This is a genomic window from Thalassospira sp. CH_XMU1420-2 (genome assembly GCF_037029325.1).
GTDB lineage: Bacteria > Pseudomonadota > Alphaproteobacteria > Rhodospirillales > Thalassospiraceae > Thalassospira > Thalassospira povalilytica.
In genome coordinates this window covers 124,878-143,379 of record NZ_JAYMEG010000001.1, presented here as the reverse complement: position 1 = coordinate 143,379, position 18,502 = coordinate 124,878, and the positions used below count along the sequence as shown (strand labels likewise).

The 18,502-nt window shown below is 55.4% G+C and carries 17 protein-coding genes; 9 read left to right on the top strand and 8 right to left on the bottom strand.

What is annotated here, in order from left to right; all coding sequences use genetic code 11:
* The first annotated feature begins 125 nt into the window (after positions 1–125).
* From WA429_RS00735 to WA429_RS00715, 5 genes are all read left to right on the top strand, one after another.
* Positions 126–305, top strand: coding sequence for a zinc-finger domain-containing protein (locus WA429_RS00735; RefSeq protein ID WP_101247009.1), 180 nt, complete (start codon positions 126–128; stop codon positions 303–305).
* A gap of 141 nt (positions 306–446) precedes the next feature.
* On the top strand, positions 447–1,670 hold the full coding sequence (gene trpB, locus WA429_RS00730) for a tryptophan synthase subunit beta (RefSeq protein ID WP_101246607.1): 1,224 nt from the start codon (positions 447–449) through the stop codon (positions 1,668–1,670).
* Positions 1,667–2,515: a tryptophan synthase subunit alpha gene (trpA, locus tag WA429_RS00725; RefSeq protein WP_287464533.1), complete on the top strand. Its 849-nt coding sequence runs from the start codon at positions 1,667–1,669 to the stop codon at positions 2,513–2,515. Before trpB ends, trpA begins: the two co-directional genes overlap by 4 nt.
* Before the next feature lie 54 nt (positions 2,516–2,569).
* Positions 2,570–3,496: an acetyl-CoA carboxylase, carboxyltransferase subunit beta gene (gene accD / locus WA429_RS00720; protein ID WP_101246609.1), complete on the top strand. Its 927-nt coding sequence runs from the start codon at positions 2,570–2,572 to the stop codon at positions 3,494–3,496.
* A 1-nt stretch (position 3,497) separates the two neighbouring features.
* Complete coding sequence (locus WA429_RS00715) at positions 3,498–4,787, top strand: bifunctional folylpolyglutamate synthase/dihydrofolate synthase (protein ID WP_287464534.1); 1,290 nt, start codon at positions 3,498–3,500, stop codon at positions 4,785–4,787.
* Here the strand turns inward: WA429_RS00715 and WA429_RS00710 are convergent, their stop codons facing one another.
* Both WA429_RS00710 and WA429_RS00705 read right to left on the bottom strand, forming a co-directional pair.
* The gene (locus WA429_RS00710; RefSeq protein ID WP_287464535.1) at positions 4,788–5,354 is read right to left on the bottom strand and encodes an alpha/beta fold hydrolase; all 567 of its coding nucleotides are present in this window, start codon (positions 5,352–5,354) and stop codon (positions 4,788–4,790) included.
* A gap of 82 nt (positions 5,355–5,436) precedes the next feature.
* On the bottom strand, positions 5,437–6,216 hold the full coding sequence (locus WA429_RS00705) for a hypothetical protein (RefSeq protein WP_250281258.1): 780 nt from the start codon (positions 6,214–6,216) through the stop codon (positions 5,437–5,439).
* Between the two features lie 301 nt (positions 6,217–6,517).
* On the opposite strand from WA429_RS00705, the gene polA reads away from it, so the two are divergent.
* Positions 6,518–9,337, top strand: a complete 2,820-nt coding sequence (gene polA, locus WA429_RS00700) for a DNA polymerase I (RefSeq protein ID WP_287464536.1) — start codon at positions 6,518–6,520, stop codon at positions 9,335–9,337.
* Positions 9,338–9,434: 97 nt separating this feature from the next.
* Here the strand turns inward: polA and dapB are convergent, their stop codons facing one another.
* From dapB to WA429_RS00680, 4 genes are all read right to left on the bottom strand, one after another.
* Complete coding sequence (dapB, locus tag WA429_RS00695; RefSeq protein ID WP_287464537.1) at positions 9,435–10,235, bottom strand: 4-hydroxy-tetrahydrodipicolinate reductase; 801 nt, start codon at positions 10,233–10,235, stop codon at positions 9,435–9,437.
* A 133-nt stretch (positions 10,236–10,368) separates the two neighbouring features.
* On the bottom strand, positions 10,369–11,502 hold the full coding sequence (dnaJ, locus tag WA429_RS00690) for a molecular chaperone DnaJ (RefSeq protein WP_101246615.1): 1,134 nt from the start codon (positions 11,500–11,502) through the stop codon (positions 10,369–10,371).
* Positions 11,503–11,605: 103 nt separating this feature from the next.
* On the bottom strand, positions 11,606–13,519 hold the full coding sequence (gene dnaK, locus WA429_RS00685) for a molecular chaperone DnaK (RefSeq protein ID WP_101246616.1): 1,914 nt from the start codon (positions 13,517–13,519) through the stop codon (positions 11,606–11,608).
* A 337-nt stretch (positions 13,520–13,856) separates the two neighbouring features.
* Positions 13,857–14,366, bottom strand: a complete 510-nt coding sequence (locus WA429_RS00680; RefSeq protein ID WP_114112075.1) for a DUF2244 domain-containing protein — start codon at positions 14,364–14,366, stop codon at positions 13,857–13,859.
* A 223-nt stretch (positions 14,367–14,589) separates the two neighbouring features.
* Here WA429_RS00680 and nth point away from each other — a divergent pair, with 223 nt between their 5' ends.
* Positions 14,590–15,231, top strand: a complete 642-nt coding sequence (gene nth / locus WA429_RS00675; RefSeq protein ID WP_101246618.1) for an endonuclease III — start codon at positions 14,590–14,592, stop codon at positions 15,229–15,231.
* Between the two features lie 47 nt (positions 15,232–15,278).
* On the opposite strand, the gene WA429_RS00670 is transcribed toward nth, so the two are convergent.
* Positions 15,279–16,727, bottom strand: coding sequence for a penicillin-binding protein activator (locus WA429_RS00670; protein ID WP_266099869.1), 1,449 nt, complete (start codon positions 16,725–16,727; stop codon positions 15,279–15,281).
* A 110-nt stretch (positions 16,728–16,837) separates the two neighbouring features.
* Here WA429_RS00670 and rsmI point away from each other — a divergent pair, with 110 nt between their 5' ends.
* Complete coding sequence (rsmI, locus tag WA429_RS00665; protein WP_287464538.1) at positions 16,838–17,683, top strand: 16S rRNA (cytidine(1402)-2'-O)-methyltransferase; 846 nt, start codon at positions 16,838–16,840, stop codon at positions 17,681–17,683.
* A gap of 2 nt (positions 17,684–17,685) precedes the next feature.
* On the top strand, positions 17,686–18,069 hold the full coding sequence (locus WA429_RS00660) for a YraN family protein (RefSeq protein ID WP_287464539.1): 384 nt from the start codon (positions 17,686–17,688) through the stop codon (positions 18,067–18,069).
* Between the two features lie 20 nt (positions 18,070–18,089).
* On the opposite strand, the gene WA429_RS00655 is transcribed toward WA429_RS00660, so the two are convergent.
* Positions 18,090–18,497, bottom strand: coding sequence for a DUF2000 family protein (locus WA429_RS00655; protein ID WP_101246620.1), 408 nt, complete (start codon positions 18,495–18,497; stop codon positions 18,090–18,092).
* Positions 18,498–18,502 lie beyond the last annotated feature (5 nt).

Below are 18,502 nucleotides of genomic sequence, written 5' to 3'. Positions count from 1 at the left end.
GAAGTATTGATTGAATATGCCCAATCGGTATCATTCCCGGGAAACCGGGGTCAATGCTGAGCACAGCACGCGGCCAATCCCGATGGTCACACAAGCCTGAAACAGGCAAACTTGGAACTGGATATATGAAGATCACCGAAGAAATCAAAGTCGGCACCCTCAATGTTGCCTGCGACGGCGGTAAAGGCCACCTTGGTCACCCGACGGTTTACCTCAATCTCGAGGACAAGGGCGAGGTGGTCTGCCCGTACTGCTCGAAAAAATACATCTTCGACAAATCCCAGGCTGATCACGCAGCACATTGATCCGCACCACGCGTTCGTGAGTACAAGCATTGCGCGGGGGCCAACCGCCCCCTATCTGTCGCAGGCTTTCGCGGATTGACACCCTTTCGCCTGCCTATGCTGTCGTGAACGCCATCACGGCCAAATCCACGGGGAACTTTCATGACGTCTTCATCGCCCACGCTCAACAGTTACCGCGCGCTGCCGGACCCGGATGGACATTTCGGCAATTTCGGCGGTCGTTTTGTCGCCGAAACCCTGATGCCGCTGATCCTTGAGCTGGAACAGGCCTATAAAGACGCCAAAAGCGACCCCGCCTTCAAAAAGGAGATGGATTATTATCTCCGTCATTATGTTGGCCGTGCGAACCCGCTTTATTTCGCCGAACGCCTGACCGAAGAACTCGGCGGTGCAAAGATCTATTTCAAGCGCGAGGATCTGAACCATACCGGCGCGCACAAGATCAATAACTGCATCGGCCAGATTCTTTTGGCCAAACGCATGGGCAAGACCCGCATCATCGCCGAAACCGGTGCCGGACAGCACGGGGTTGCGACCGCAACGGTTTGCGCCCGTTTCGGCCTGCCCTGCACGGTTTATATGGGCTCCAAGGACATTGAACGCCAGTCGCCCAACGTCTTCCGCATGCGTTTGCTCGGTGCTGAAGTCAAACCGGTCGTTTCGGGTTCCCGTTCGCTGAAAGACGCAATGAACGAGGCGCTTCGTGACTGGGTGACCAATGTGGAAGATACCTTCTATATCATCGGCACCGCAGCCGGCCCGCACCCCTATCCGGAACTGGTTCGTGATTTCCAGTCCGTGATTGGCAACGAGGCCAAGGAACAGATCCTTGAAGCCGAAGGCCGCCTGCCCGATCAGGTGATTGCCGCTGTCGGTGGCGGATCGAACGCCATCGGCCTGTTCCATCCGTTCCTTGATGACAAGGGTGTCGAGGTGGTTGGTGTCGAGGCCGCCGGTCACGGTGTGCATACCGGCAAACATGCCGCCAGCCTGTCGGCCGGCAAGCCGGGCGTGCTGCATGGCAACCGCACCTATTTGCTGATGGATGACGATGGCCAGATCAAGGAAGCCGACTCGATTTCCGCGGGTCTGGATTATCCGGGCATCGGGCCGGAGCACAGCTGGCTCAAGGATATCGGTCGGGCGCGCTATGAACCGATCACCGACACAGAGGCCCTTGATGCCTTTAAACTTTGTTCGGAGCTCGAAGGCATCATTCCGGCGCTGGAATGCAGCCACGCGATTGCGCAAATCGTCAAGGAAGCGCCCAAGATGGGCAAGGACAAGATCATCCTCATGTGTCTGAGTGGCCGGGGTGACAAGGACATCTTTACCGTGGCCGAAGCACTGGGAGTTAAGTTGTGAGCGACGCTATCATCGGCGGCCAGGACCGCATCGCCAAACGTTTTGCCAAGCTCAAGGAAGAAGGCCGCGCGGGTCTTGTAACCTTTATCACCGCGGGTGACCCCGATCCCGAGGCATCGTTCGAAATCCTGAAATCCCTGCCCGAAGCAGGTGCCGATATCATCGAACTGGGCATGCCGTTCACCGATCCGATGGCTGACGGCCCCGCCATCCAGGAAGCATCGAACCGTGCATTGGCCGCAGGCATGCACATGCGCAAGACCCTGTCGCTGGTGCGTGGATTCCGCGATCTTGATCACGAAACGCCGATAATTCTGATGGGCTATTACAACCCGATCTATATCTATGGCGTTGCGGAATTCCTTGAAGATGCACGTAATGCCGGGGTTGATGGCCTGATTGTGGTGGATCTTCCACCCGAAGAAGACGCCGAACTGTGCGTTCCGACCGTGGAAAAGGGTCTTTCATTCATTCGCCTGACCACGCCGACCTCGGATGACAAGCGTCTTCCGAAACTTGTTCAGAATACGTCCGGCTTTGTTTATTATGTATCGGTTGCGGGTGTTACCGGTGCTGCATCGGCCAGCAATGATCAGATTGTCGAAGCAATGGGACGCCTGCGTCGCCATACCGATCTTCCGATTGCTGTGGGCTTTGGCATCAAAACCGCACAACAGGCTGCTGATGTTGCCCGGCAGGCAGATGCAGCTGTGGTCGGGTCCGCAATCGTATCAAAAATTGCCGAAAGTCTTGACGAAAACGGCAAGGCCACCGATAAGACCGCCTCTATGGTTACCGGCCTTGTGCGCGAACTTGCAAACGGGGTCAGAAACGCGCGCAAATAGTGCGGTGCGTTTTGAAAGAACCGATATAGACAGAACCAAGGATCAGTATCCGATATGTCGTGGCTGACTGAATTCGTCCGTCCAAAGATTCAGAAACTCGTTCGCCGTCCAGATGTGCCAGAGAACCTTTGGCATAAATGCAAATCGTGCGAACAGATGATCTTTCACCGTGATCTGGCAAAGAACAATCATGTTTGCCAGCATTGCGGTCATCACATGCGTATTTCCGCCAAGGACCGTCTTGAGCTCCTGTTCGATGGGGGTCAATACCAGACCATCGAACTGCCGAATGTTCCGGTCGATCCGCTGAAATTCCGTGATCAGAAAAAATACACCGATCGCCTCAAGGCGGCGCAGGCCAAGGCAACCTTCAAGGATGCGCTGGCGGTTGCCCATGGTGAGGTTGGTGGTCATCCGACCGTGATTGCCGTGTTTGACTTCTCCTTCATGGGCGGGTCGATGGGCATTGCCGTTGGCGAAGGCATTGTTGCCGCCGCCGAACTGGCAACTGTTCAGGATGCGGCACTGATCATTGTTCCGGCATCGGGCGGTGCACGTATGCAGGAAGGCATTCTCAGCCTGATGCAGATGGCCCGTACCACGGCCGCCATCGAAAAGGTCAAGGAAAAGGGCCTGCCCTATTTCGTGCTGCTGACCGATCCGACCACCGGCGGTGTTTCGGCATCCTTTGCCATGCTGGGCGATATCCAGGTTGCTGAACCGGGCGCACAGATCGGCTTTGCCGGTCGTCGCGTGATCGAAAGCACCATCCGCGAAAAGCTGCCTGATGATTTCCAGACAGCCGAATACCTTCTGGAACACGGCATGGTCGATATGGTCGTTCCGCGCAATGAACTGAACGCGACTTTTGGCCGCCTGATCGACATGATCCGCCGCACCAAACCGGGTGCAAGCATCGTTCCGATCAAGGACGCCAAAGCCAAGACGTCCAAGTCCAAGACTTCGAACGCGGACAAGTAACTTGGCCCGAAGCGACGCAATTCTTGCTCGCCTTGGCAAGCTGCACCCGAAAGTCATCGATCTTTCGTTAGGGCGGATTACCCGGCTTCTGAACAAGCTGGATAATCCGCACCTTTCCTTGCCGCCGGTCATTCATCTTGCCGGCACAAATGGCAAAGGCTCCACCCAAGCCTATCTGCGCGCCATCTATGAGGCCGCCGGACTTAAGGTCCATTGTTCGACATCCCCGCATCTGGTGCGTTTCCATGAACGCATTACCCTTGCCGGTGACGTGATTTCCGAAGATGCGCTGTGTGACCTTCTTGAAGAAGTCGAAACGGTCAATGACGGCGAATCCATAACATTCTTTGAAATCACCCAGGCCGCCGCATTCCTTGCATTTGCGCGCAGTCCTGCTGATGTCCTGATCCTTGAAACCGGACTTGGCGGGCGGGTTGATGCCTCCAACGTGATTGACAAGCCTGCTGCGACGGTCATTACGCCGGTATCGCTTGATCATCAGGGATTCCTTGGCGATACCATTGCCAAAATCGCCTTTGAAAAGGCCGGGATCATGAAACCCGGTGTGGTCAGCATTCTGGCGCCACAGATGCTTGAAGCCTTCAACACCCTTGTCACCCACGCCAATGCGATCAAGGCCCCGGTCTTTTGCAATTTCGAAGTATCGGATGAACGTGCCGACGGGTTTACCATGCGCATCGAAGGCGATCATATCGACCTTCCGTTGCCAGCACTGCCGGGGCGTCATCAGTTCGTCAATGCCGCAACGGCGATTGCCGCGGTGCGCAAGGCCGGCATTCCGGGCTGCGATGGCAAGAATGTCGATATTCTGGCCCGTGGTCTGACAACGGCACGCTGGCCGGCCCGGTTGCAGAAACTGACTTCGGGGCCGCTCTTTGATGCGCTTCCCGACGGGTGTGAGCTGATTTTGGATGGCGGGCATAATATTGCCGCCGCAGAAGCCATTTCCGACTGGCTGTCGCGTCAGGACGCCGGCGATACCGTCATCATGATGGGGATGCTCGATAATCGTGATGCGGTGGCGTTTCTGAAGCCGCTTGCCAAGCAGATTACAGCACTTGCCGGTGTGCCGATCCCCGGTGAACATCAGGCACATCTGCCGGCAACACTTCGCGATGCTGCCAAGACCTGCGGTATCGATGCGGCCTTTGCCTGTGATGATTTCGGTGATGCTGTGACAGCATTGCTGTCGGCCTGCCCCGCCCCGAAACGGGTATTGATCCTTGGATCACTATATCTGGCTGGCCTGATTCTTGAAAATCATGGCTGATCAGCCATATATCAGAATTTCCTTAACCAGACTGTCAATATCACCATCCAACAACAAGTGACCAGCCGATTCCAGGACGATTTTCCCGGCGGCTGGCAGCCGGTTTACATAGGTTTGGAAATGGTCAAACCCGACAATCCGGTCATCACGGCTGTGACAGAAATGGATTACTTTACAATCACCTAAAATACGAACTTCATCCTTGGTCAGGGTGAATTCATCTATTTCCCAGTCTGTTAGGCCCCAAAATGGCGATGCGATGATGAAAACAGCTGATAAATGGCTGTTTTTGCGCCAGATTTCCGGATTGCGCGCCAGAAATTGCAAGATTGTCGACCCGCCAAGCGAATGCCCGACCAAAACAAGCCCCGGGGCTGCCTGTGAAACGGCCTTTTCGATCCCGCCAAGCCATTGATTGATATCGGGGCGTTCGGGATCGGGCATCGCCGGGGCTGACAGGGTGAAGTTTCCACCCAGCCGGTCTTTCAGCCGCGCGACAAACCGTGTACTGCCATTGTTCCCGCCCTGGGGACCGGCACTGTGAATGAAAACCAGGTCACGGCCCATTGTGGCCTCCTTGCCCTGCTGGTCGATAAATCGTTATCGACCGGGAAAATTTGACGATACGGCAGGTCACCAAAGCCCGGCATCAGACATCGGGCAGGCGAACCTTCGGACCGGCGCCATTCGCCGACCGCGCACTGCCATCATCATTGCCGCCATCGGTTCGGCGCAACCGCAGATTTCCGGCCTTGTAGGTCTGTCGACGGTCCCCCTTGAGCGGCGGGGGCAGGCCATTGTCGCCACCATGGTTGTGGCCATCACGTGATCGGTCAAGGTCGCCATATTTTGCGTTTTCACGCTTTACCTTCTGGCCAGTCACCCAAGTATATCCCAGAACATAAAGCAAAAATCCCCCGACCCCGATGGTCAGGGTCAGGAACTGCACAACCGGGACAAAGCTTCCGAACACCTGACCGCCGCCATAAATCATGAAAATACAAAGGGCTGCGACCGGGGCAAGTGCCAGGAAAAAGATGCTGCGCACCTTGTGACGGATCGGTCCGTAATGCATCAGCATGGCATAAAACAGATACATCAGCGCGACAAACACCACGAGTTTGATCAGCAAAATGAAATGGTCAAAATTGGCAAGCTTCTGATTGCGTTCATAAATGCCAAAGGCCGTGAACAGGCCATGCACGATCAGGCCGAAACTGCCAAATGTCAGGATAAAACGCAGCCAGACACTGACGCGAAAAAACCTGCGCCATCCCGTCTCGCCCGCACTGCCGCGGCGACCTGATTTGTTTTTTTTCCGCTGCCGGGAGGAAAGCTTCATATCTTCTGAAAGCTCACGCACCGGACCGGCGGTTTCTACCCCGATACCCTTGGGGGTAAAAATCGGTTTGGCTGATTTCCGGGCCACGAACCCGTTCTCCCATGTCCCTTGGGATTAACTTTTCAACTTACCATAGCAATCCCGACCGACCCTGATAAGCACAAACAGACCATCAGGAATAAATCTTCGGAAATCCGCATGTTATCTTATTTGTTTTGATATCGAAATATTATGAGATTACCTAAACAATCATCATACAATACTGATGCCAGTACTTGTCAGGAGCCCCGGGCTTTTTGGCCAATGCCCACAGGCTATGCTCGACTTGGCGGCGCGGATCGGGCATTCTGCGAAGCATGATTTTCCTCCAGACAAGAGCACGAAACGTATGACTGAATCTGCCCCGTCCAACACCAATACATCCGCCGGCAATCCGCCGCGCCGCGTCGTACTGGTTGACGGTTCCGGCTTTATTTTCCGCGCTTTCCATGCCCTGCCGCCGATGACCAGTCCCGACGGGACCCCGGTCAATGCGGTATATGGCTTCTGCACCATGTTGATGAAGCTGCGCGAAGATACCAAGCCCGACCATATGGCAGTCATTTTCGACACCAAGGGCAAGTCATTCCGCAACGATTTCTATGCCGACTACAAGGCCCACCGCCCGCCGCCCCCCGAAGAACTGGTACCGCAATTCGGTTTGATCCGGGACGCGACCCGCGCCTTTAACCTGCCCTCGATCGAGCTCGAAGGCTATGAGGCCGACGATCTGATCGCCACCTATGCCCGCCAGGCCGAGGCACAGGGTTCTGATGTGATTATCGTGTCTTCGGACAAGGACCTGATGCAACTTGTTACCGACAAGGTGCAAATGTTTGATGCGATGAAGAATCGCACCATCGGGGCTGCCGAAGTCATGGAAAAATTCGGCGTCGCGCCAGATAAGGTCATTGATATTCAGGCACTTGCGGGCGATTCCGTTGACAACGTACCCGGTGTGCCGGGCATTGGTGTCAAAACCGCCGCCCAACTTATTGATGAATATGGCGATCTTGATTCTCTACTTGAACGCGCTGGTGAAATCAAACAGCCCAAGCGTCGCGAAAAGCTGATCGAGAATGCCGAACTTGCCCGCATCTCACGCGATCTGGTGACCCTTAAAACTGACGTGCCGGTGGTTGAGGACCTTGATGATTTCGACCTGAAAGAACCCGATCCGGAAGTTCTTTTAAGCTTCATCGCAAGTCACGGCTTTAAATCACTGCTTTCTAAAGTAAAAGCCAAGTTTGGCGGCGATGTTGAATTTGAAAGCCCGACCCAACCCGGCATTGGTGTCAATGATATCAAGGTCGAAAAGGCCGAATATGAACTGGTGCAGGATGAAGAACGTCTAAAGCACTGGATTGCGGAGGCCGAATATCTTGGCACCGTGGCGGTTGATACCGAAACCACATCACTTGATGCCCATCAGGCCAAACTTGTCGGCATCTCGCTTTCGACCGAACCGGGCAATGGCTGCTATATCCCGCTTGGCCATGTCAGCGGCGAAGCACAGGGTGGCTTTGACTTCGGCGACACCCCCGAACAAAGCAGCGACGCCCCCAAGCAGATCAAGCTTGAACGCGCGATAGAGCTTCTCAAACCACTGCTCGAAGACCCCGGCGTGCTCAAGGTCGGTCAGAACCTGAAATATGACATGATCGTTCTGGCCCGCCATGGCATCGATGTCGCACCGATGGACGACACCATGGTTCTGTCCTATGTGCTTGACGGGACCAGCCATGGTCACGGCATGGACGAGCTGGCCGAACTGCATCTTGATTATAAACCGATCAAGTTTTCCGATGTTTGCGGATCGGGCAAAACCCAGATCACCTTTGATCAGGTACCGCTGGACAAGGCGCTCGATTACGCGGCCGAGGATGCGGATATTACATTGCGTCTGCACCGCCTGCTGAAGCCGCGCATCGCACAGGAACATATGGCAAGTGTCTATGAAACCCTTGACCGGCCACTGGTGCCGGTTCTGGCAAAGATGGAAAGCCTGGGCGTCAAGGTCGATGCCGAAATCCTGAAAAACCTGTCGGATGATTTCGCCAAACGCATGGCAAGTCTTGAAGTTACCATCCATGAAATGGCCGGAGAGCCGTTCAATCTTGGCAGTCCCAAGCAGCTCGGCGAAATCCTGTTTGATAAGATGAGCCTGCCGGGCGGTAAGAAGACCAAAACCGGTGCCTGGCAAACCGGGGCAGATGTTCTGGAAGCCCTGGCAGCACAGGGGCATGATCTTCCGGCCAAGCTTTTGGAATGGCGTCAGCTTTCGAAACTCAAAAGCACCTATACCGACGCGCTTGCCAACCATATCAACCCGCAAACCGGTCGTGTTCACACCAGTTACGGTCAGACCAACGTCAATACCGGGCGTTTGTCATCCAATGATCCGAACCTGCAAAACATCCCGATCCGAAGCGAAGAAGGCCGTAAGATCCGTACTGCCTTTGTCGCAGAGCCGGGCCACAAGCTTATTTCTGCCGACTATTCGCAGATCGAATTGCGTCTTCTTGCCCATGTGGCCGAAATCGATGCCCTGCGCGAAGCCTTCAAAAACGGCGAGGATATCCACGCCGCGACCGCATCCAAGGTCTTTGGCGTGCCAATCGAAGGCATGGACCCGATGGTCCGCCGCAAAGCAAAGGCGATCAACTTCGGCATCATTTACGGCATTTCGGCCTTTGGTCTGGCCAACCAGCTTGGCATTCCGCAAAAAGAGGCCAAGGCCTTTATCGATGCCTATTTCGAGATTTATCCGGGCATTCGCGACTATATGGATCAGGCCAAGGAATTCGCCACCAAACATGGTTTTGTCCGTACGCTGTTTGGTCGCCATATCCATATCAGCGGCATCAATGACAAAAACGGCATGCGCAGAAGCTTTGGCGAACGTGCGGCGATCAATGCCCCGATCCAGGGTGGTGCCGCCGACATCATCAAACGCGCGATGATTGCGGTACCCGGTGCGCTGCTTGATGCTGGCCTCAAGACCCGCATGCTGTTGCAGGTCCACGATGAATTGATCTTTGAAGCCCCGGAAGACGAGGCCGAAAAAGCCATCAAGGTCATCCGTGACGTCATGGAAAATGCGGCCCATCTGTCCGTACCGCTGATTGCCGACGCCGGCATCGGCGATAGCTGGGCTGATGCGCATTAACCGGCGTTTTCAGATCGAACCCAAACGCAAAAAGGCCGGGGATATCCCCGGCCTTTTTGATTGATTGACGATTGTAAAACCTTAAAGGCCCAGCACTTCAAAGGCCCAGAACTTCGCGCATGGAATAAAGGCCCGGTGCCTTGCCCTCAGCCCATTTGGCGGCGCGCACCGCGCCCTTGGCAAAGACTTCGCGCGATGATGCCTTGTGGGTGATCTCGATGCGTTCGCCTTCACAGGCAAAGACAACCGTGTGATCGCCAACCACATCGCCCCCGCGAAGCGTTGCAAAGCCGATGGTACCGTCTTCACGCGCCCCGGTATGGCCATCACGGGTACGAACGGCCACATCGTCAAGTTTGACACCACGGCCTTTTGCCGCGGCCTCACCAAGGCCAAGTGCTGTACCCGAAGGCGCATCGACCTTGTGCTTGTGATGCATTTCGACGATTTCGATATCGGCCACATCCTTGTCCAGGACACTTGCGACCTTTTCGACCAGTGCGAAGGCAAGGTTCACACCGACACTCATATTCGGCGCAAAGATGATCGGGGCCTTCTGGGCGGCAACTTTCAGCTCGTCCTTTTGATCATTGGAAAGCCCGGTGGTTCCGATCACAAGGATCGTCCCGGTTTCAGAAGCCAGCTGCGCGTGTTTCATGGTTGCGGCCGGGGCGGTGAAATCAATCACCGCATCGACGGCTTCGAACAAGGCCCTGGCGTCATCGCCGACCAGAACGCCGCTTTCTTCCAGACCGGCAATCAGAGTGATGTCCTTGCCAATGAACGGGCTTTCGGGAAGATCCGTACCGCCACCGACTTCGCAGCCCTTGGTTTTGGCAGTTTCATTCACCAGCATCCGGCCCATACGGCCCGCACATCCAACAATCCCGATCTTCATTTCCGGTCTCCTAGCAACAAAGCTTGCAAATTATGCCTTTGCTTTATCACAAGCCCCCGGTCAGGCAAAACAAAACCCCTGACCGGCATGTCAGGGGTTTTGATCGTGTCGTTTCATTGAAGCGATGCTGACCTTAGTCCGTCAGATCTTTCCAGATTTCTTTCATCTTGGAAAAGAAGCCTTCGCTTTCCGGGCTTGAGCCCTCTTCGCGGGAAATCTCGTCGAATTCTTCAAGCAGTTCCTTCTGACGTTCTGTCAGATTGACCGGCGTTTCGACACTGATTTCAACAAACATGTCACCGCGGGCCTGCGAACGCAGGATGGTCATGCCCTTGCCGCGCAGACGCAGCTGCTGACCCGACTGGGTCCCGGCGGGAATGTTGATCCGCGTGCGCGTGCCTTCGATCGTCGGGACCTCGATGGTGCCGCCAAGGGCAGCCTTGCTCATCGGGATCGGAATCCGGCAATAAAGGTTGGCACTTTCGCGCTGGAAGAAGCGATGATGGGCGATATCAAGGAAGATATAGAGATCACCCGGAGGTGCCCCGTTCGTTCCTGCTTCGCCTTCGCCCGCCAGACGGATGCGCGTACCATCCTCGACACCGGCCGGAATGGTGACCTGAAGGGTCTTTTCCTTTTCAACACGACCAACACCGTGACAGGATTTGCACGGATTCTTGATGATCTTGCCTTTGCCATGACAGCTCGGGCAGGTGCGTTCAATGGTAAAGAAGCCCTGCTGTGCGCGGACCTTGCCGTGACCGTTACAGGTCGGGCAATTGACCGGCTGCGAACCTGCTTCGGCACCGGTGCCATCGCATTTTTCACAGGAAACCGAACCTGGAATGGTGATCTCGGCCTTTTTGCCTTCGAACGCTTCTTCAAGCGTGATCGCCATATTATAGCGCAGGTCCGCCCCGCGCGATGACCCGCCACCACGGCGTCCACCGCCCATCGCACCAAAGATCTCGTCAAAGACGTCGGCAAACCCGCCGCCACCGAAACCACCGCCAAAGCCGCCACCGCCACCGGGGCCGCCCTGTTCAAAGGCTGCGTGACCAAAACGGTCATAGGCTGCGCGTTTTTCGTCGTCCTTGAGAACTTCGTACGCTTCGTTGACCTGTTTGAATTTTACTTCGGCTTCGGCATCGCCCGGGTTCTTGTCCGGGTGATACTGCATCGCTTTTTTACGATAGGCGCTTTTCAGCTCCGCTGCGCTGGCGCCTTTCGAAACACCCAACAGCTCGTAAAAATCTTCTTTCGCCATCTGTAACTCCGAAATACGGTCGGGCCGTTCCCGCAAGCCTTGCGTCCGGAACGGCCCGATTTTTCTTTACAGGGCGTCGTTCAAGACGACCTCTGCGGTCGTCTTACTTGTCTTTTTTGTTGTCATCGACTTCTTCGAAGTCGGCATCAACAACGCCGTCATCGGCCTGGGACGCGGATGCGCCTGCATCACCTTCGGCACCTTCTTCGGCCTGCTGTGCCTGATACATGGCTTCGCCAAGTTTCATTGCAGCCTGCTGAAGTTCATTGACCTTGGCGTTGATGGCTTCGGCATCGTCACCGTCTTTGGCTTCTTTCAAAGCCGACAGAGCGTTTTCGATGTCGGACTTGGTTGAGTCATCAACCTTGTCACCATGCTCGTTAAGGTTCTTTTCGGTGGCGTGAATGACGGCTTCTGCCTGGTTGCGGGCTTCGACAAGCGCCTTGCGCTTCTTATCGGCTTCGGCGTTGCTTTCCGCATCCTTGACCATGTTTTCGATTTCGTCATCCGAAAGACCACCAGATGCCTGAATGCGGATCTGCTGTTCCTTGTTGGTCGCCTTGTCTTTGGCCGACACGTTGACGATACCGTTGGCATCAATGTCAAAGGTCACTTCGATCTGCGGAACACCGCGCGGTGCCGGCGGGATACCAACCAGATCAAACTGGCCGAGCATCTTGTTATCAGCCGCCATTTCACGTTCACCCTGGAAGACGCGGATGGTCACGGCCGTCTGGTTGTCTTCAGCGGTCGAGAAGGTCTGCGACTTGCGGGTCGGGATCGTGGTGTTACGGTCGATCAGGCGGGTGAACACACCGCCAAGCGTTTCGATACCAAGCGACAGCGGGGTCACGTCGAGCAGAAGAACGTCTTTGACGTCACCCTGCAGAACACCACCCTGAATTGCGGCACCAAGGGCAACAACTTCGTCCGGGTTCACACCTTTGTGCGGTTCACGACCGAAGAACTCCTTAACGCGTTCCTGGACCTTCGGCATACGGGTCATGCCGCCGACCAGAATAACGTCGTCGATTTCACCTGCGGTAATGCCGGCATCCTTAAGGGCGGCTTTACACGGGGTCATGGTGCGTTCGATCAGATCGGAAACCAGACCTTCAAGCTTCGCACGCGACAGCTTGATGTTCAGGTGCTTCGGACCGGACGCATCAGCGGTGATGAACGGCAGGTTCACATCGGTCTGCATCGACGAGGACAGTTCGATCTTGGCTTTTTCAGCAGCTTCTTTCAGACGCTGCAGGGCCAGACGGTCCTTGCGCAGGTCGATCTGCTGTTCCTTTTTGAACTCGTCAGCAAGGTAATCAATGATCTGTTTGTCGAAGTCTTCACCACCAAGGAAGGTATCACCGTTGGTCGATTTCACTTCGAAAACGCCATCGCCGATTTCAAGAACCGACACGTCGAAGGTACCGCCACCAAGGTCATAAACAACCACGGTGCCGCCGTCTTTCTTGTCCAGGCCATAGGCCAGGGCTGCCGCGGTCGGCTCGTTGATGATACGTTTGACTTCAAGACCCGCGATCTTGCCGGCGTCTTTGGTCGCCTGGCGCTGGGAGTCGTTGAAATATGCCGGAACGGTAATCACGGCTTCGGTTACCGGCTCACCCAGATGGGCTTCTGCGGTTTCCTTCATTTTCTGAAGAACCATGGCTGCGATCTGGCTCGGTGCCATTTTCTCGCCATTGACTTCAACCCATGCATCGCCGTTTTCGCCCGAGACGATTTTGTACGGCACGAGGTCTTTGTCTTTTTCAACTTCCGGATCGCCGTAACGACGGCCGATCAGACGTTTGATCGCAAACAGGGTATTTTCCGGGTTGGTCACAGCCTGGCGTTTCGCCGGCTGACCGACAAGGCGTTCACCATCGTCGGTGAAAGCGACCATTGACGGGGTGGTACGGGCACCTTCGCTGTTTTCAATCACACGGCCTTCTTTGCCATCCATGACTGCAACGCACGAGTTGGTGGTGCCAAGGTCGATACCAATAATCTTGCCCATAGTAAGTTCCTCTTTTAGCGGCCGGTCCGTCCCGCAGCCTTCAAACCGAAGCGCCGCGCAGGACCTCCTGGGACCAATGGTTGTAATACACGTAATTTTTCTGGGGTCTCTGCATGACCCCGCGCACCTATATATGAAAGTCCCCACAAAGTCGCAAGCGGTCAAAGAGGGGAATCTTGGGTGTTTTTTACCTTAAAAATGCAATTTTTATCCAATCGCGGGCAATATCATCGCGATTGCCGCGCCATTTGAGCGATTTCGAGCCGATTTTCAGTGTCAAAACCAGGCTTTTCAAATCGCTCATAACCGGGTTGCAATTCCGTCAAATCACAGAATTTTACGGGGATTGAAGCGGAATATCCGAGGGATTACAGCGGGTATGGCGCAATACCGCTTCGAGCTGACAGGCCAGATCAGCCTTTTCATCCGCCCCCAAAAAGCCGGCAATTTCGAAGCTTTTGCCATGCGTTTGCAAAAACAGCGCGCATTGATCGTCTTCGCCGCGTTCCAGAACAACGCGCAGCCAATAGGGCTGAAAATCAAATTCCTGACGATCGCCCCTGACCGAAATGCGGGTTACGCGAAGATTGGCCGGGCTGAGTTCGATGCGTTCTTCCTGCCGGGCCGAGCGGAAGCTGAAATGAAATGCCAGCGACAGCAACACCACATCCACGCCGAGAAAACCGATCACCGGCCAGGCCCCGACCGACCAGAACACCAGACCGATACTTGTCGTCAACGCAGCCAGCATCAGGACAATATTGCGTGCAGCCCGGCGCGAAAGCGACCGCGGCGGAAACAAGTCCACCCGATAGATCGGCTTGGCACTGCGCGGGACGGCGGGCATTTTACTTACCTGTATATCTGAACGGGCCTGCTGCTGTTTTCCATATATGGTGCGTACAGCACAGGATGTCGTGCAATCAAAATTCGATTTTTCGTCTTATCCCTTATATATAATGTCCGCACAGGAGATCGGATCAGGGATGCCATGCTTTGACACATGTGCATCCCCAAATCGGCTGAAAACAGCCCGCTAAAAAAGAGAGCTAAAGTCCATGGCCCGCCCGATGAGCAAAGCCGCCATTGAAGAATTTTTCCAGCGTCTGTCAGATGCTGATCCCGAACCCAAAGGCGAACTGGATTACACCAATCCCTATACGCTGCTTGTGGCTGTTGCCCTGTCGGCGCAGGCAACCGATGTCGGGGTCAACAAGGCGACCAAAAAGCTGTTTCAGATCGTTGAAACACCCCAAGACATGCTTGATCTGGGCGAAGAAGCACTGATTGATCATATCAAGACGATCGGGCTTTATCGCGGCAAGGCCAAGAACGTCATGGCAGCAGCCAAAATTCTGGTCGAAAAGCATGGCGGGGTGGTTCCCAATGATCAGGAAGCCCTTGAAGAATTACCGGGTGTCGGACGCAAGACCGCCAATGTCGTGCGCAATATCGCCTGGGGCGAACATACCATGGCGGTTGATACCCACATTTTCCGGCTTGGCAATCGCACCGGCATGGCCAATGGCAAAACGGTTCTGGCTGTTGAAAAGGCTCTTTTGAAAAAGGTACCGGCACGCTTCATGACCCATGCCCATCACTGGCTGATCCTGCATGGGCGCTATATCTGCAAGGCGCGCAAGCCGCGCTGTGGCGACTGCATCGTCAATGATCTGTGCAATTTCAAAGACAAAACGCCTGCCGAAGCATAATCCGGCAGGCGTTTAAAAACAGGCCAGGCATCCATCAGATCGGAAGATCAGAATACCTGGTCAAAGGTTGCCGGTGCCGGCGCAATGACCTTTGCGCCATCCGGCTGGATCTGCATGATGGCATAGCCGCGTTCGGACTGGCCATCGGCCGTCAGACGGAAAATCCCGTCAACCCCGACAAAGCCGCTTGGATTGGTCAGTGCATCACGCGTAATCCCGTTTTCATCACGCGCCATCAATGCCGCCAGTGCCGCACTGTCATAGGCCAGACTTGAAATGCGCGGCGGCTGGCTGCCAAAGGTGCGTTCAAACCGGTTGGCAAACAGGTTCCAGTTTTCCGGATTGGGGGCGGCAAAAATACCGCCCTTAAGGGCCGGTTCCGCAAACAGGCCGGGATCATTCCAGCCAAAGGTCCCGATGAACTGAACAACCGACGGATCAATATCAAAATAGGCCAGCAGGGCCGATACCTGACGCAGATCGCCACCGGTTGCCGGCAGGATCAACGCATCAAAATCAAGCTCGCCAAACGTATCGACACCTTCAAGACGGCGCAGCGCCCGCTTTGCCCCGGCACTGCCATCAGCTTCAAGCTGGGCCTTGTGGGCGCGCAGATTGGCGCGACGCGCATCGTAATTGGCAAAATCGCGAATGGTCTGTTGCAGACTTTCCGAACCGGGCTGATAGAACGCCACCCGTCCCAACGATCCGCCAACACGCGACACCACCCCGTTCAGGGCGCTGGCGATCTGGCGACCATAATCATTTTGCGGCAACAGGGCGGCAAACCGGAAATGGCCCTGTGTTGTGGCATATCCGACAGCACGCGCAATCTGGTCTTCAGGGATCAGGCCACTGACCCAAACACCGTTTTCAGCAACACGCCGGTTGTTGGAAAAGGCAATGACCGGAACGTTGGCGGCCTTGGCAACTTCGCTGGCCCCGCTGACCGATTCGGAAAACAGCGGACCAAGGATCATTTTCGCACCGGCATCAACCGCCTGGCGTGCAGCATTTTGCCCGCCCTGATAGGTACCCGCCGTATCGATCGGCATCAGGACAAAATCATCCCCGGCAATATCAAACATTGCAAGTTCTGCCGCATGGCGCATGGCACGACCAAGATCGGCATGCTGCCCGGAAAGCGGCAGCAAAAGCGCAACCCGCTTTTCAAAGACCGCGGCTTCGTCATTATAAAGGGTCGGAAGCTCGACACCTTCGCCTTCGGGAAGGGCGGCGTCACTTGGCCATGGATTGGCATCAGGGATCAGCCCCTGATCAGGGGCGCCTGTCGGGTCGACAGCGGGTTGATTGGCTGTTTCGACCGGGGCGCCACGTTGCGTACCAAACAGGTCCGTGATACTCGTGGTCGCATTACATGCGGCAAGCCCGACAGAGAGGACAACAACTGATGCCGTCCGGCGTGCAATCCGGCCCCAGGTCGAACCCCCATTCAGATTCTGCAACGCCTGACGCGGCAGCGCCTCGTTCTGCATCCGATTCTGTGACGGATGACGTTTCGGACAACCCACTCTCACCTCCAGATAAGTCGTTTCGCACGCAGGGTAATGCGGGCGAGGATGCAAGTAAACATGATGAAAGCCATTTGCCACTTTCATCGGGTCTTTATCTTGTCGCTACTCCAATCGGAAATTTGGGCGATATTACGTTCAGGGCGCTCGAAATCCTTAAAAGGGCCGATGTTATCCTGTGCGAGGATACCCGGACATCGGGCAAATTGCTGTCACGCTATGGCGTCAAGACCAAGCGAATCGCCTATCACGAACATAACGCCGCCAAGATGCGCCCGGAAATCATGGAACGCCTTGGCAAGGGTCAGGGACTGGCGCTGATTTCCGATGCGGGAACGCCCCTGATCAATGATCCGGGCTACAAGCTTGTACGTGATTGCAAGGCAGAAGGCTTTAACGTCACGGCCGCACCGGGCGCATCTTCGCCGATTGTCGCATTGATCCTGTCAGGATTGCCAAGCGATCATTTCTTTTATGCCGGTTTCCTGCCACCCAAAACCATGGCCCGGCAAAAGGAACTGTCCCGTTTTACCGCCATTCCGGGCAGCCTGATTTTTCTTGAAAGTCCCAAACGTCTTGCCGCCAGCCTTGCCGATATGGCCCGGGTTCTTGGCGGATCACGCGAAGCCGCTGTAACCCGCGAACTGACCAAGATGTTCGAGGAAGTCCGTAATGGCACCCTTGATGAACTTGCCGCCCATTACGAAGAAGCTGGCGCCCCAAAGGGCGAAATCGTGATCATTGTCGGACCGGCCAATGATGCGGATAACGAACCCAGCCCCGAAGACATTGATGCGCGGCTGCTTGATCTGATCAAAACTCATCGGACCAAGGATGCCGCCGATATCCTGGCCCGCGAAACCGGCCTTAAGAAGCGTGATCTTTATAATCGCGCCCTTGAACTGGCCAAGACGGAGTAGCCATGCCCCGAACCCGCCGCGCACCTGATCAACAATCAAGTCGCAAGCAGGCGGAAAAGGCCGGACGCCGCGCAGAAATGCTGTGTGCCCTGTTTCTGCGCCTGAAGGGATATCGCATCCTTGCAACGCGCCATAAAAGCCCGGTCGGTGAAATTGATATCATCGCCCGGCGCGGCAAAGTCCTGATTGCAATCGAAGTCAAAAACCGGCCCAACCGGCAAACAGCGCTGTTTGCACTGCGTCCCCGTCAGCAGGTCCGAATTGCCCGCGCCCTTGAATGCTATGCCGGGCAAATTGGCCATGACGGCGATCTTCGCTTCGATCTGATGATGGTGCACGGTCTTGTGCGGGTCGAACATCTTCGCAATGCCTGGCATGCCAGCTAGCTACAACCGTCGTCATGCCCCTAGGGATGCATCTTTGCGCCCTTGGTGATTTTATCGACAATGCGCTTGTCTGCATGAATGCCAATGCCGACAAATTTGGCCTGTTCGGGATCGACAGCGGCAAATACTTCGCGATTGGCCGCGTCATGGCCGGTGGCAAACATATCTTCGATATAGGCCGATGCCCTGACACCGCGATCAAGCACCCGGCGATGGATTTTGGTCAGGGTCGCTTGGTCTGCGGCCAGAACAATCGCCGGTTGCCGCGATAGCGGATTGTAAATATTTTGCTTCGCATCGACATAGGGTTCGCCGATGATATCGGGTGTCTGGGCGACGATGCCGCTCATCAGAAAGGCCGTCACATTCAGCGATTGCCAGGCTTCAAGATCATTGCGCAAGACCAGCGCGACTTTGGTGTCAAACATATGCG